Annotated in this window: 14 protein-coding genes and 1 riboswitch; of the genes, 12 read left to right on the top strand and 2 right to left on the bottom strand. The window is 38.6% G+C overall.

Features of this window, described 5'->3' with window-relative positions:
• The 6 genes from NQ185_RS05680 to NQ185_RS05705 all read left to right on the top strand — a co-directional run.
• Positions 1-644 (top strand): IS200/IS605 family accessory protein TnpB-related protein (locus NQ185_RS05680; protein WP_257580624.1); only part of this gene is annotated, 644 nt, incomplete at its 5' end.
• 313 nt (positions 645-957) lie between these two features.
• A complete protein-coding gene (locus tag NQ185_RS05685; RefSeq protein WP_257580625.1) occupies positions 958-1326 on the top strand; it encodes a cytochrome-c oxidase in 369 nt (122 codons plus the stop codon).
• A 98-nt stretch (positions 1327-1424) separates the two neighbouring features.
• Positions 1425-1979 (top strand): histidine phosphatase family protein, encoded by a 555-nt coding sequence (locus NQ185_RS05690; protein ID WP_257580626.1) that lies wholly within the window; start codon positions 1425-1427, stop codon positions 1977-1979.
• Positions 1970-2710: a nucleotidyltransferase domain-containing protein gene (locus tag NQ185_RS05695; protein WP_257580627.1), complete on the top strand. Its 741-nt coding sequence runs from the start codon at positions 1970-1972 to the stop codon at positions 2708-2710. The genes NQ185_RS05690 and NQ185_RS05695 overlap by 10 nt, the downstream gene beginning before the upstream one ends.
• 102 nt (positions 2711-2812) lie before the next feature.
• The gene (locus NQ185_RS05700) at positions 2813-3736 is read left to right on the top strand and encodes a helix-turn-helix domain-containing protein (RefSeq protein WP_257580628.1); all 924 of its coding nucleotides are present in this window, start codon (positions 2813-2815) and stop codon (positions 3734-3736) included.
• 84 nt (positions 3737-3820) lie between these two features.
• Positions 3821-4261: a GyrI-like domain-containing protein gene (locus tag NQ185_RS05705; protein WP_257580629.1), complete on the top strand. Its 441-nt coding sequence runs from the start codon at positions 3821-3823 to the stop codon at positions 4259-4261.
• Positions 4262-4310: 49 nt separating this feature from the next.
• On the opposite strand, the gene NQ185_RS05710 is transcribed toward NQ185_RS05705, so the two are convergent.
• The gene (locus NQ185_RS05710) at positions 4311-5279 is read right to left on the bottom strand and encodes a LacI family DNA-binding transcriptional regulator (protein ID WP_257580630.1); all 969 of its coding nucleotides are present in this window, start codon (positions 5277-5279) and stop codon (positions 4311-4313) included.
• A 111-nt stretch (positions 5280-5390) separates the two neighbouring features.
• Entirely contained in the window at positions 5391-8735 is a 3345-nt protein-coding gene (locus NQ185_RS05715; protein WP_257580631.1) for a GH36-type glycosyl hydrolase domain-containing protein, read from the bottom strand.
• Positions 8736-9001: 266 nt separating this feature from the next.
• Here NQ185_RS05715 and NQ185_RS05720 point away from each other — a divergent pair, with 266 nt between their 5' ends.
• The 6 genes from NQ185_RS05720 (at position 9002) to NQ185_RS05745 (ending at position 15307) form a co-directional block, all read left to right on the top strand.
• Positions 9002-9667 (top strand): carboxylesterase family protein, encoded by a 666-nt coding sequence (locus NQ185_RS05720; protein ID WP_257580632.1) that lies wholly within the window; start codon positions 9002-9004, stop codon positions 9665-9667.
• 96 nt (positions 9668-9763) lie between these two features.
• Positions 9764-10786 carry a Gfo/Idh/MocA family protein gene (locus NQ185_RS05725; protein WP_257580633.1) on the top strand — a complete coding sequence of 341 codons (1023 nt, stop codon included), beginning with the start codon at positions 9764-9766 and terminating at the stop codon, positions 10784-10786.
• 86 nt (positions 10787-10872) lie between these two features.
• Complete coding sequence (locus NQ185_RS05730; protein ID WP_257580634.1) at positions 10873-11841, top strand: sugar phosphate isomerase/epimerase family protein; 969 nt, start codon at positions 10873-10875, stop codon at positions 11839-11841.
• A 325-nt stretch (positions 11842-12166) separates the two neighbouring features.
• Positions 12167-12269: riboswitch (SAM riboswitch) on the top strand.
• A gap of 71 nt (positions 12270-12340) precedes the next feature.
• On the top strand, positions 12341-13411 hold the full coding sequence (locus NQ185_RS05735; RefSeq protein ID WP_257580635.1) for a M42 family metallopeptidase: 1071 nt from the start codon (positions 12341-12343) through the stop codon (positions 13409-13411).
• 26 nt (positions 13412-13437) lie between these two features.
• Positions 13438-14364 carry an ABC transporter permease gene (locus NQ185_RS05740; RefSeq protein WP_257580636.1) on the top strand — a complete coding sequence of 309 codons (927 nt, stop codon included), beginning with the start codon at positions 13438-13440 and terminating at the stop codon, positions 14362-14364.
• A gap of 1 nt (position 14365) precedes the next feature.
• Complete coding sequence (locus NQ185_RS05745) at positions 14366-15307, top strand: ABC transporter permease (protein WP_257580637.1); 942 nt, start codon at positions 14366-14368, stop codon at positions 15305-15307.
• Positions 15308-15310 lie beyond the last annotated feature (3 nt).

Below are 15310 nucleotides of genomic sequence, written 5' to 3' on the forward strand. Positions count from 1 at the left end.
CCTGTATTGATACGATTGGTCATTCCTTTATCATTGATGGAAAGAGAATCAAAGCTGTTAACCAGTGGTATAACAAGGAAAATGCACGCCTTCAGTCCATTAAAGATCGGCAAAATGTCACACACCTGACCAAACGCCAAGTTTGCCTATTGCGAAGACGAAACCATATTTTACGCGATTATCTAAATAAGACAACCCACTACATTGTCAAGCATTGCCTTGATCATGGAATCGGTAAAATAGTCGTTGGACACAACAAAAGGTGGAAAGACAGATGTGACATGGGAAGGAAATCCAACCAAAGATTTGTTCAGATCCCTCACAGTTTACTGATATCTAAACTCGAGAGCATGTGCGATCGGTATGGAATTGAATTCTTCCGACAGGAGGAAAGCTATACATCACAATCCAGTTTTCTCGATGAGGATCACATCCCCGAATATGATAAAAAAGTAAATAGGAACCAAATTTTTTCGGGAAAGCGAGTCTTTCGTGGATTGTATCGTACGTCCCGCTCCATCTTGGTAAATGCAGATTTGAATGGAGCGGCCAATATTTTACGGAAATGTACCCATACATCTGCGCTTGCAGGCAAGGTGGCTAGGGGGCTTTTGGCAGTCCCGGTGAGAATTAAATTAGCATGAGTATTGCCGATTGAAACTCACAGAATCTCGTTCCTTTAGTGGCGAGTAGTTCAAATTGGATATGGATATGAAGCCGCAGCAAGGGCATATTCAGTATTAAAACAATATAATATGTGTCAAAAAATGATTAAAATTGCTTATGAATATGTTGAGATAATCACTGATACTGGAAATAAGCAGCTATTATTAAATGATTTACATACCATTTCCTATTCAGCTTGATAAAAAGACCTATGAATATTTCCAGGTAAAAGAATTCTTCCCATAATCCCCTCATATAATGTATTGATTACATTATGTGAGGGGGTTTTTCATGGGGATCAAGTTAATTAAAATTGCTGTTGTTTACTTTTTGATCGGAGTTTCATTTGGACTGTACATGTCCTTCACCCATGTTTTTAAACTGGCTACGGTTCATGTGCACATTAATTTACTTGGCTGGATGTCCCTTGCTGTTGCTGGTATTTTATATACTTTATTCCCAAAACTTGCTGAGGCATCCTCCGCTAAGGTGCACTTTTGGCTACACAATATCGGTTTACCGGTCATGATGATCAGTATTGCATTGGCAATATTGGAAGTAAGCCCAATCTTTTTCCTAATTGCCACGATAGGTGGAGTCGCGACAGTTATTGGAATCTTTTGTTTTGGATATAATGTGTTGAAAAATTTAGGTTCTTAATTGACTTGGCATCCTAAAAAAAGGATGCTTTTTTGTATAAAGGATAATATACAGTTTTGGAGAATTATATAGATAAAAGAGTATAGGAGTATAGGGAATTGAAAACAAACTTATATTTTGTAAGACATGCTCATTCAACATACACATCGGATGAACGGGGTAGACCGTTGTCAGTACGGGGGTTGAAGGATGCCCAGCTAGTAACAGACTTACTGAAGCTTGAAAAGATTGAGCGTGTCATATCAAGTCCATATAAACGTGCAATTCAAACTGTTGAAGGAATATCAAAATGGATTGATAAAGAGATTCGTATAGAAGAGGGTTTTAAGGAAAGAAAGCTTGCTGGGGTTCCAGTTGAAGATTTTAATGAAGCCATTGTAAAAGTGTGGGAAAACCCTGAATTCTCATGGGAGGGTGGGGAATCTAACATCTCATCCCAACAAAGAGGAGTAGAGATAACACGGAAGATTCTTCACGATTTTGAAGGAAATAATGTTGCCATCGGAACCCACGGAAATATTATGGTCCTTATTATGAATTATTTTGATCCGAAATTTAATTTTACCTTTTGGGAAAAGCTCGCTATGCCTGATATTTATAAATTAACTTTTGAAAAAACACAACTTGTAGATGTGAAACAAATATGGAGGTAAGACAACTGGACAGATTAAATCCAATTCAAGCAGCTACACAATTTATTGAAGAAAGATTTCCAAATTGCCAAGGTGCATTATTGGCGGGGAGTATTGTAAGAGGAGAAGCAACGGAAACATCCGATCTCGATATTGTTATTTTTGATAAAGCCTTGGAAACAGCATTTAGAGAATCATTAGTTGCGCTGGGCTGGCCAATCGAAACTTTCGTACATAATTTAAGCTCTTACAAGTATTTTTTTCAGCAGGATTATGAAAGAGCTAGACCGTCATTGCCGAAAATGGTTTCCGAAGGGATAGTCATAAAAGATGAAGGGATTATTCAAACCATTAAAGGAGAGGCGAATGAATTACTAAATAGAGGTCCGGAAAAATGGTCGGAAGAAACTGTAACCATGAAACGATACTTCATTACAGATACGTTGGATGATTTTATCGGAAGTAAAAATCGGGATGAAGATATATTTATCGCGAATGCATTGGCTGATCTTGTTCATGAATTTGTCTTGCGGATAAATGGACGATGGATTGGCTCATCCAAATGGGTCATGCGTGCTTTAAAAAAATACGACGCAACGTTTACCGATGAGTTTGTGGTTGCCTTCGATGAGTTTTATAGATTAGGCGAAAAAGGTAAAATCATTATATTAGTAGATAAAGTGTTAGAACCGTATGGGGGAAGATTATTTGACGGTTTTTCGCTAGGGAAGAAAGATTCAACTGATAGTTGAATACATATGTTCAACCAATAGTTGATAGGTGGATAGGAGTAGGCATGTTACGATAAATATTGACAGTGCGCGCTGTACTTATATCCAAATGGAGGAGTTCATATGCTTGATACGAGAAAAATTGGTGCATACATTTCCAAGCTTCGAAAGGAACAAGACATGACACAAATGGAGCTGGCTGATCAGCTAAATGTCAGCCACCAAGCTGTTTCTAAATGGGAGCGGGGAGAGTCGCTTCCGGATATCGGAACGCTTCCTGTGTTGGCGCAACTATTTGGTCAAACGGTTGACGACATCATGAATGGCGGCGCTGCAATCAATCATCAAAAGTTTCAACATATCGGTAAAATCGTTGAAAAGGTCTCAGAGGATCGGACAGACGAGGTGGCAGAATTGATCAATACTGGCGAAGTGGATGTAGAAGAACTCGTTGAGGTTGCTCCTATTGTAAAAACAAGCAAGCTAAAAAAAATTACCGAACATCTAGATGTAGAACGTTTTAATATGGATATCATTGCTAGGCTCGCTCCTTTTCTTGACTCGGAAACGTTGGATGACCTAGTCAATCATGCCATCGAAGGAGAAGTGCCATGGGATATCGTGACGAAAATAGCCCCTTTTCTAAGTCAAGATACATTGAATCAATTAGTTGATAAATCAATTGATGGGATCATTGATGTTCAAGAACTGGCCAGACTCGCGCCATTTCTCGGAAGGGAGCAACTGGATAAGTTAGTCCGCCATGCTGAAGAGGGGAGTTTTAATTGGAATATTGTCCAGTCACTCGCCCCGTTCATTAGTAAAGAAACATTAGGCCGTCTAGTCAACCAAGTAGTAGAGGGTAAGCTAGATGCAAGTCGGATTGTAAGTCTTGCTCCTTTTCTTGGTAAAGAAAATATCGAGAAGTTAATCAATGAAGCAGAATTGGTGAATCTTAACCCAGACATTCTGGCAAGTCTTGCCCCATTTATTGATCAAGGGACGTTAAGGAATTTGGTGACTAGTTTAATATCAAAGGGTAGATGAAAATGTATATTAACTTTTTCATAATATAGAGTTTAGGCAATGTCTAACGACTACAGTTGTTAAATACACTAAGGAGTGCTAATTATGGAAGCAGTTATTATTAATCAAGAAAAAACCTTTACGTTGTTCGGATTTTCCAAACATCATGCTCAAAACAAAGCTTACAGTGAAACAATGTTTGAATTATTGGATCAGGTTTGGGAGGAGGTAAGGAATAAAAAGCTTTCTCATAAAGGCATTAATCATGTTGTTTATGATGATGACCATATGGTATTTGCTGGGATTGAGTTGAATTTTCCATCTGAAGAAGATCCATCATTAGAAAAGAGGACTATTCACTTTAACAAATATGCTTATTGCAAACACATCGGACCATATAGCGAATTGGATAAATCTTATAAGGAAATTCAATCGGCAATAGAGACTTCGGGAGAACATCATCAATTTCCGACAATGGAGATTTACGGCCATTGGAATGAGGATGAATCGAAGCTTGAGACCGAGATTATCTATAATCTTAAATAAAATACTTGCTAAAAAGGTGTCCGAAAATTTATATGGACACCTTTCCTGATCATTTCAACTTCCCCACAGAACCGCCCTTAATCAATTCAACAGTAATCTCCTGCGGTTTAGTTTTCTCATTTTTAATTAACTGAATCAATTGCTCTGCAGCTTTAGAACCCCAGTCTTTTTTTGAATAATGGATAGTCGATAGTCTAGGATGAACATATTGTGATACTTCAATATCATCAAAACCAATAATATGGATATGTTCGCCAACAATGTAATCAGTGCTGGACAAATAATTATACATTCCGATTGCCATTTCGTCGTTAAAACAGAAGACGGCAACAGGATCTGTATAGTTCTCTATGATTTGTTGGGCTGCACGTTCTCCCGATGGCTTGTCAAAGTCGCCCATTATGATTTGATAAGAAACAGAAGGGTGATTTTCCATTAGTTCTTGAACAAAGTGCAATCTTTGTTCAGAATCATAGGAACCTGGAGAGCCGGATATGAATACAATTTGATCGTGTCCGTTCTCAATCAGGAAATTCACAGCGAGCTCGGAACCCATTTTATTATCAAGCAACACCCGCTCAATATTAGGGTGCTCAATTTCCCGATCTAGAACAACAAGCTTGTGTCCGCGCTCTGCATAGGTTATAAGTTCTTCATCAGGAAATGTTGCATCTAGTACAATGGCACCGTCGATAATTCCTTCTGGCAAAAAACGGTGAGACTCTTTTCCGGTACACACAATCAAATCGTAGTCTTTAAGATTCAAGGTCTCCCGCATTCCATGTAAAAGCTGCCCAAAAAAAGGACCGCTGTAATCCGTTAAAAAGGCCCCAATAATCTTCGTATTGCGCTTTTTTAATGTTCTTGCTGCTGCGTTCGGTATGTAATTCAGTTCTTTTGCAATAGCAAGTATCTTGGCACTTGTTTCTTCCGTCACCTTCGGGCTGCCATTCAAAGCATAGGAGACAGTTGAAATGGAAACACCTGCTTTTTTTGCTATATCTTTTATGCTGACCATGGCGCTCTCTCCATTCTTACAAATCCAGTTACTTCTAATGTATCGATAGTTTTTGATTTTGACAATCACAAAAAATAAAAGCAGCGGTCAAATGTGCCGCCGCTTTTGCTATCAAATGGATATTTCTATTGTATTTTGTCTGTCGTTCAATCGCTGAGTCCAATCTTCTACAGCTATACGGACTCCGCCTTTGCGATATGGATTATCAATACGGTCTATATCTACCGTTTCACTGTTTATTTTAATTGAGCGTTCAGCAGCGCCTGTCAATTCGTATACAAAGGTAACTGGCTTACCGTCAATTTCAAAATCAAAGTGAAGACCATTTAGTGTATCAGGTAGTACTGGATCGATAATTAAGTCTCCCGCTTCGATACGAATCCCAAGAACATTTGAAATCAATTGATTCATGTAAATTCCCGGGCCGCTCGAATAAATGCGCCAGCCGCCTTTAACAGCAACAGAACCAGTTCTTAATTCATTAAATCTTTCTTGTGCTTCGTAGCGTGTGTTAAACTTCCCGTCAGAACTGCTGAAATATGAATTACTTTGGCGAATTTCAGCATTTGGAACAGCTTGCTGAATGCTAACTGGATTGATGATTTCAAGCCCTCTCCATGCATCTTGCGCTTTTCCGAGTTTCGCCATTGCTTCAATATAGCGAATGTGAGCATGAACATATTGTAATCCAACTTCACGGCCAAAGTTTGAAGCTTGTTCAGCACGTTTGAAATTAGTACTTACTCCACCTTCATAGTTTGCTGGGCGATTCATCAACCGAACCCCATCTGGACAGAAGAATGTTTCTTGAATAAGTTCATAATGTGCTTCAGCTTGTTCCGGAGTTAAAAGCTCACTGATCATGCTGCGTGTCATTGGTAATAGACGGTATTGGATACCCGTTTTCGTATCCTCTGGGTGAAGCATTTTTTCTGGCTGGCCTGCTTTTTCCATGTATAAGAATCCAGGAATGATATTGGATGGTGACATATACTTGTGGAAGTCAGCGTTAATACCAGTTGCTAGTTCGTATAATTCTTTCGATTCTACTGGATTAACTTTTTCAAGTGCTTTTGCAAGCTGTTTAATAGATTGATAAGTCAACGCGACTGTCCAGCTGCTTGCCATATATTGCTTCAGTTGAGCGTTTGCCGGTTGCAATGTATCATCCCAATCCCCATCTCCGTAAGAAGATAGGTATGTGTCATGCAAGAAATGATTTTTAATATAATCGATTTCTTTTTTAGCATGATCGAAGATTGTAGCAGTTTCTTCCGTGAACTGGAAGCTGCCTCGATTCATATATGGAACTTCTTCCTCTAAAATTCCAAAATCCTGCGTCACATTTAGATAGTCGCTCAATACTTTCAATGGCCAAACAATGATATCTCCGTGGCTTTCTCCAGCTTGAATGTTTAAATAACGATCAAACATAAACCATTGCGGCCAGTTTCCATCATCTTCGAACTGATGAGAGAATACTGTTTTTACAATATTTTTCACTACATCATATTTTTGTGTTGCCATAAAATATTCAACTGGCCCTTGGCACACATCACGAGTTCCCCAAGCCGCTCCGCCATATTGCTCTAGCCCGTGTGGAACAGAATAGTGAACAAGCATATTATGCGTATACCACCAAGCAAGCGTGTTGAATTTTTCAATGGAATCTGGTGTTGAGCCCTGAAGGGATAATTTAAATCCATTCATCGTTTTCTTGAAAAATTCACGGTATTGTTCAATTTCATTTACAGCGTCACATTCAGCAAAAGGCACAGCTTTACCATGTAAAAGACCTTGAACTGTCATGGACCAATCAGCTGTTTCATTAACTTCAAAAACAACAAGTGATGCACAGTTGGCTGCCACATTTTCAGCCAATAATTGTTCATCAGCAACGGTGAATTCTGCTCCTGTTACTCGTAAACGATATGTTAAGTCAGGATAATTATTTTTATTAAAAGCACCTTGACCTGCTTTAAAAGTTAGAATGTCATTTGTTCTCTCCATAACAAATGGTGATTGATACTCATTGGCATCCATAATAACTTGATTTGTAACAAGATAAGGATAAGCATTTCCACTTAATGTACGGACTTGCAAATGTACTTCGGTTGAGTTAACCGTCGTAAAGTTAGTAATGATGATCGTGTCGGTAGCCGTTTTATAATACCAGCGCGCATAGTTAAAGCCTAATTCAAATAGAGAAGGCATCGTTAACAGTTGATAACTGTCGTTCATTTTTACATAAATGCGTTGACCCGAAGTTTTCATTACGTTTAGGGCATTTCTAGCATTCGTATTGAATTTGTTAAAAGAAGTATTGCCAATTACAAGCTGACAGTTAAAAATTCCATACATATAGGATGTCGTTGTAATGACATCTTCGATATCCTCTACATTGTTTCCACTCATCAAAATATGTCCGTGTGGGCGTTCAACTAGTAGTTCTTTTTCCTTCAGGACAATGTGTTCATGTGTATCCGTAAAGAAAGAAAGAAGTGTTTCTCCGTCCCATTCCTCTTGGTGACGATTTGGGAAGAGACTGTTGATTTCTTCCATTGTCATTGTTTGAGTTTGGAATGCTTCACCAATAGAAGGAGAGATAGATACTTTCTCAGCAGAAGTAAAATCAGCGATTTCTTTTTGCTTAGTTTGTTCCCATGCATCCATTATTTCATTTTCAAACTCTAAAGAGGCAATGGCTTCTGCATGATTTTCTTTAAAAAGACCATAAAATACGAACTGCGCGGAACCGGAAAGCTTAACACGTTCTGATTGAAGTGCAGTATACGTAAACTCATATTGATATACTTCATTTGCGAGTGTTGCTTTCGACAATGCTTCCGGTTTGTTTGTCTCTTTATATGACTTTCCGAAAAACTGGAATCCATCGGTCGAATAACCAACCAATTTGGATAATGCCCCTTGCTGCAAATAAGGGAAACCTGTAGATTGCGGTTGGTTTTGACGGGAGCAAACAATATAGCCTCTATTGTCATCGTTAAACACTTTATTATCAACGTATTGGGACATATACGATTCATTGGAACGAACCGCTCCTTGGTCTGCAAGACCGATGTCCTGTGCATAAATAACATCCACTTCTACATCAGAACCATCTACTGCTACGTCCCAAAACCAAATGTTTTGATTTGTTAATGTAAACGTAACTTTGTAGTTAACTTGTTTATAAGAACCTTCCCAACTAGCTTGGTTATCAGAATAGGAGAACGTACTAGTAGATTGCACGCCAAGCAGGGGAATAGCTTCAATTTTTTCATCTTCATGAAAACGTAAATATATATTATTTAACGAACCATCAAGTGGATTTGCAATCCATTGACTGATCATAAGATGATTGGAAGTAGCAACATGCAAATCTCCGCTATTTAAAAATGAAAATTGCATACTCCCTGCATTCATCTTAATCGTTGAATCTGTAATAGTAGTCATGATTAACTCCCTCGAATCATTGATATTTTACTGAATTAAATCCGGCAATCGAAACGTTTCGATTGCATTGTTAATTGGATTATAAACTCATTAAAAACATTAGTCAATAAGGAATCGAAACGTTTCAATGAAATCTAGAGATTATGTTAAATTGATAATTAGAAACGTTAAAAATATATTTTTTATAGAAAGAGATAAACATTGATAAATGTTTTGGCAGAGGTTACATTTTGATAGAAAGAAAATGTTGCGGGGGTTGGTAAAAAATGAGTGAACATCGCCTTCAAAAAGAGTTAACCATTACAAAGCAAGTTGAGTTGTCCTATTTATTGTCATTGCCGAAGGATTATGAAGAAAATCAAACAGCTGCTTACCCACTTGTTTTATTTTTGCATGGAATGGGAGAGCGCGGTGATGATCTTAATCTTGTAAAACAACATGGACCGCCTAAGCTTGTTGAGGAACGTGATTATCCATTTATTCTTGTCTCGCCGCAATGTCCAATTGATATACAAAGATATTCCACTTGGCATCTCTACATGGATGATCTTAATGCACTTGTCGATGAGATCATTGAGCAATACCGTGTAGATAAAAAACGGGTTTATGTAACAGGTCTTAGTATGGGAGGATATGGTACGTGGGATTTGGCGAAGCGAAATCCTGAAAAATTTGCTGCGGCTGCACCAATCTGTGGCGGAGGTTCCACAAGGCAAATTGAACAATTGAAGGATGTTCCTGTTTGGGCTTTTCACGGAGCAAAGGATGATGTGGTTCCAGTAGAAGAAAGTGAACGCATGGTAGAGGCTCTCAGTGAAGTTGGGGGTAACGTGAAATTAACAGTCTACCCAGATGCAAATCACGATTCATGGACAGAAACGTACAATAATCCTAAATTCTATAATTGGCTTTTAAATCAGAAGAAAGAATAGCGCATTTGGTGGCGGTTTCAAATGTATTGAAGAAAAGCTATTTATTTGGTAGAATCAATCGAATAATATGTGATATTAATAAAGGAGAAGATACATATGAGTAAACTTAAAGTAGGGGTTGTTGGCTGCGGAAGTATTGCGAGATATCGTCACTTACCTGAATATGCGGCGAACGACCAAGTAGAAATAGTAGCAGTATGCGATATCGTAGAAGACCGTGCAAAAGAAATGGCAGAGCAATATGGGGCCAATGCTTATACAGATTACAAGACAATGCTTTCTGAAGCTGAGTTGGATATCGTTTCTGTTTGTACACCTAACTACCTACATGCTTCAATTTCAATAGATGCATTAAATGCTGGCAAACATGTACTTTGTGAAAAGCCAATGGCGACTTCTGAGGAAGATGCGCTTGCTATGATTGAAGCAGCTAATAGTAATAATAAGAAATTAATGATTGCCCACAATCAACGCTTCGTACCTTCTCATGTGAAAGCAAGAGAATTGATTGAAAGTGGAGAAGTTGGGAAAATTTACAGCTTCAGAACTGCGTTCGGACATCCAGGACCAGAAGGATGGAGCATCGATGGAAAAGGCAGCTGGTTCTTTAGAAAAGAAGAGGCTTTCATTGGAGCGATGGGCGACCTTGGCGTACATAAAACAGACTTGATGCGCTACCTGCTTGGTGAGGATTTTGTTGAAGTAGGTGCGTTCGTTGAATCAGGTGCAAAAGAAAATAGCACAGTGGATGACAATGCCGTATGCGTGTTGAAATCTGAAAGTGGTATTGTAGGAACATTGGCAGCAAGCTGGGCATATCAAAAGGAAGATAATTCGACAGTGATCTATGGAGAAAAAGGTGTTTTACGTCTTGAGGATGACCCTGAATACTCATTGATTGTTCACTATCGTAATGGAGAGACCAAGAATTACGAACTTGGTAAAATCCAGTCCAATGACGAAGGCGGACAAAATAGTACAAGGGTAATTGAGAATTTTGTAAATAGCATCGTAAATAATACTAAGCCGCCAATCAATGGTGAAGAAGGAATGAAATCATTAAAGGTTGTCCTCGCTGCACTTGAATCAAGTGAAACAAAACAAATCGTACAATTTTAATAAAAATAGTTTAGAATGGAGTTGAGGTGTTTAAAACACCTCAGCTATTACATAATTTTATTTTTAGAAGGGATCGGTGTTTAACAATGAAACTTGGTGTTTTTACTGTTTTATTTTCAGACAAGTCTTTCGAAGAGATGCTTGATCATGTACAAGCATCTGGACTCAATGCAGTAGAAATTGGTACAGGCGGTTACCCTGGAAATGCACATTGCGATCTTGATGCTTTACTTGAAAGTGAAGAAAAGCGCAAAGATTATTTGCATCAAGTTGAGTCAAGAGGTCTTACAATCAGCGCATTCAGCTGTCACGGAAACCCACTTTCACCAGACAAAGAATTTGCCGGGGAATGTCATGATACAATCGTTAAAACAATTAAACTAGCTTCATTAATGAACGTCCCTGTAGTTAATACATTTTCTGGTACACCTGGCGATCATGAAGGTGCTAAATATCCAAACTGGCCTGTTGCGCCATGGCCAAATGAATATGGCGATGTTCTTAAATGGCAATGGGAAGAGAAGCTTGTTCCTTACTGGAAAGAAGTTGGCAAGCTGGCAGAAGAGCATAATGTGAAAATCGGCCTTGAGCTTCATGGTGGCTTCTTAGTTCATACACCTTACACATTATTAAAACTAAGAGAATTAACAAATGATGCAATCGGAGCTAACCTTGACCCAAGCCATATGTGGTGGCAAGGTATTGATCCAGTGGGAGCAATCAAAATTCTTGGTAAAGCAAATGCGATCCACCATTTCCATGCAAAAGATACATTCATCGATCAAGAAAATGTAAATATGTATGGACTTACAGATATGCAGCCTTACACGGAGCTTAGAACAAGAGCTTGGAACTTCCGTTCTGTCGGATGTGGCCATGATATGAAAGAATGGTCTGATATGATGAGTGCTCTGCGCACGTATGGATATGACTATGTTGTGAGCATTGAGCATGAAGATCCAATCATGTCAATTGAAGAAGGATTCCAACGCGCTGTCAGTAATTTACAATCCGTTTTAATTAAAGAACAACCTGCTGCTGCTTGGTGGGTATAAGATAGTTTAAAGAAAAACTCGTTCATTTAATGGACGAGTTTTTTTATCCCGTTTTGTTTTGATCTGAAAGCGGAGACATGTCTTATATTGTTGATCAAACGTAAATTATGGAAAGGGCTTACGTTGCAGTTATGGAATATTCAGATAAAAAAGACATCTTTTATTTCGATTGACGAAGTAATTTGAGGGGTCTATTATTACTTTAATATTATTTAATAAATTTATTATTCCAATTAGATGGCACGAAAATTCTATGAATATAAATTTTAATATTTTTAGAATGAGATTTTTTAATATATTAGTATAGTTATTCCAATTGAATATATTCTTATCCAGAGAGGTGGAGGGACATGGCCCATCGAAGCCTCGGCAACAGATTCATAATGAACACTGTGCCAATTCCATCAGGTTTTCCTGATAGATAAGATGAGTTAAGTATAAAACCTTTTAACTTATCTTAGTTAAAGGTTTTTTTTTATTAATTGACGAGGTGAATAAATTGAAGAAGTTGATAAAAGAGTTGGCAGAATTACACGGGCCGTCTGGATTCGAACAGCCGGTTATTGAGTATATAACGAAAGAAATAAAGGGGTTTGTTGATGAAATTGAGGTTGATCTACATGGCAATATCATCGCACGAAAAAAGGGCGCATATCCTGGTCCAAAAGTTATTATTACCGCGCATATGGACGAAGTAGGCTTTATTGTGAGGAATATAACGGAACAAGGTTTGCTGAAAGTAGAATCTTTAGGAGGTCATGATGAAAGAAATTTACCCGGCCAAAAAGTACAGATTCGTACAGATCGGGGTTTACTAACAGGCATTTTCGGTGGTGTCTCTGCACACTATCGAAAATTTGAGCAAGAACAAAAACTTAAAAAGATACGGGAATCTTACATAGATGTAGGTGTCAATTCCAAGGAAGAAGCGGAAGCACTTGGAATCACCATCGGTAATCCTGTAACATGGCTCTCCAATGTTGAATGGCTAGGTGATGAAACAACCGGCCGCCTAGTAGGAAAAGGGTTCGATGATCGTGCGGGCTGTGCCATTTTAATAAAATTGCTTGAGGAAATGAATGATTTTCGAGGAGAAATCATTGCCGTCTTTACTGTACAAGAAGAGATAGGACTTCGGGGGGCTAGAATTGTCGCAGAATCAGTCAAGGCAGATTTGGCAATCGCAATCGATACAACTGCAGCAAGTGACACTCAGGAGGCGGTCCTAGACGATGTGCTTGCCATTGGAAAAGGAACAGGCATTAAAGTAATGGATTTCAGTTTAATCTCTCATCCAGCGATAAAAAGAAGATTGATAGATATAGCGCGAGAGCTTGGAATTCCATTTCAGCTTGAGGTTTTCCCAGGTATTGGGACAGACGGAGGAGCGATGCATTTAGCTAATAATGGCATTCCCACTGGCGTACTATCTATTCCTTCAAGGAACGCACATTCTCCAATTGAAGTAATCGATTTAAATGATGTAAAAGCAACTAAAAAGTTGCTGAAAATCTTCATCGCTTCATTGGAAGAAAAGGCTGAATTTAGATTTATAGATGTGACTCAGTGATTTAACAGACAAAGGCAGGTTGCATTATGTACACTTTAAAGCGAATTTTCACAATGATTGTAACACTCTGGATTATCGTTACTTTAACATTTGTAGTTATGCATAGCATTCCAGGGGACCCATTTGCAAGTGATGCAAAAGCACTTCCGGAAGAAATCGTAAAAAATATGCGTGCTAAATATAATTTGGATGAACCACTTCCAGTTCAATATGCTCTTTATTTAAAAAATCTTGTTCAATTCGACTTAGGTCCTTCCATCCAATCGAAAACGCGGGATGTCAACACTTTAATCGCTGAAGGATTAGGTCCATCCGCGTTGCTAGGTGTTCAATCATTGATTGTAGCTATTTTCTTTGGAATTGTCCTAGGGGTGGTGGCCGCTCTATATCATAATCGTCTTTTAGATAATCTATCTATGCTAGCGGCTATTATTGGAATATCGATTCCAAGCTTTATCCTTGCCCCATTATTAATAAAGTATTTAGCAGTTGAATGGAGATGGTTTCCAGTAGCGTCATGGGGCACGTGGAAACACACAGTATTGCCGACCATCGCTCTTTCTGTTGGGCCGCTAGCGATTATTGCGCGGTTTGTAAGGACAAGTATGCTTGAGGTATTAAATCAAAACTATATAAAAATGGCTGAAGCAAAAGGGTTGTCCACTTCAACAGTGATGATTAAACACGGAATCCGCAATGCACTCATTCCTGTTCTATCTTTTATTGGCCCATTATTTGCCTCGATCATTACGGGCACATTTGTTGTTGAGAAAATTTTCGCCATACCTGGAATCGGAAAATACTTTGTTGATAGCATTTTTAATCGTGATTATCCAGTTATTCTCGGCACTACGATTTTTTACAGCATGATCTTAATCCTAACATTATTTATCATTGACCTCTGTTACAGACTCATTGATCCAAGAATTAAAATAACGAGCGGAGGCAATTGATATGACTGAACACATACATGATTCGTTATTTAAAAAGGTCGATAGAAAACAATTTGAGTTAAATTCTACATCCCGTCCAATGATTGGATATTGGCATGAAGTCATGATTAAACTAGCCAAAAACAAATTAGCTTTAACAGGAGCAATTGTCCTATTTGGAATTGTTTCGCTTGCTTTATTAGGACCGTACTTAGTTCCGTTTACTCCAAGCCATCAGTCTTTAACAGAGGGCAATCTAGCGCCATCTGCTGAACATTGGTTTGGGACAGATGACCTTGGCAGGGATGTATGGGCTCGGGTATGGGCTGGTGCGCGCATCTCTTTGTTAATCGGGATTGTTGCGGCTCTTATCGATTTATTTATCGGGGTATTAGTCGGTGGCATATCTGGATACATGGCAGGAAGAAGTAAGCTAGGGGACCGGATAGACAGTTTCTTAATGCGTATAGTTGAAATTTTATACGGCATCCCGTATTTATTAGTCGTTATTTTACTTATGGTCGTCATGAGTCCTGGTGTCATGACAATGATATTAGCATTATCGATAACGGGCTGGGTTGGCATGGCTAGAATCGTAAGAGGACAAATTTTGCAGCTTAAACAGCAGGAGTATGTGATGGCTGCTGAGAAGCTTGGAACACCTCATCATAAAATTATTAGGAAACACTTATTGCCAAATATGATTGGTATTATCATCGTGAACTTGACTTTTACAATTCCGCAGGCCATTTTTGCTGAATCATTTTTAAGCTTTTTAGGTTTAGGAGTACAAGCTCCTACTGCAAGTTGGGGAACAATGGCGAACGACGCACTTGGTGTCATTTTGAGTGGGCAATGGTGGCGTTTATTTTTTCCAGCAATAATGATTTCTTTAACGATGTTTGCCTTTAATACTTTTGGTGACGGATTACAAGATGCGCTGGATCCGCGCTCAAAGGATTAAGGA

This window comes from Lederbergia panacisoli (assembly GCF_024626525.1).
Taxonomy (GTDB): Bacteria; Bacillota; Bacilli; order Bacillales; family Bacillaceae_C; genus Lederbergia; species Lederbergia panacisoli.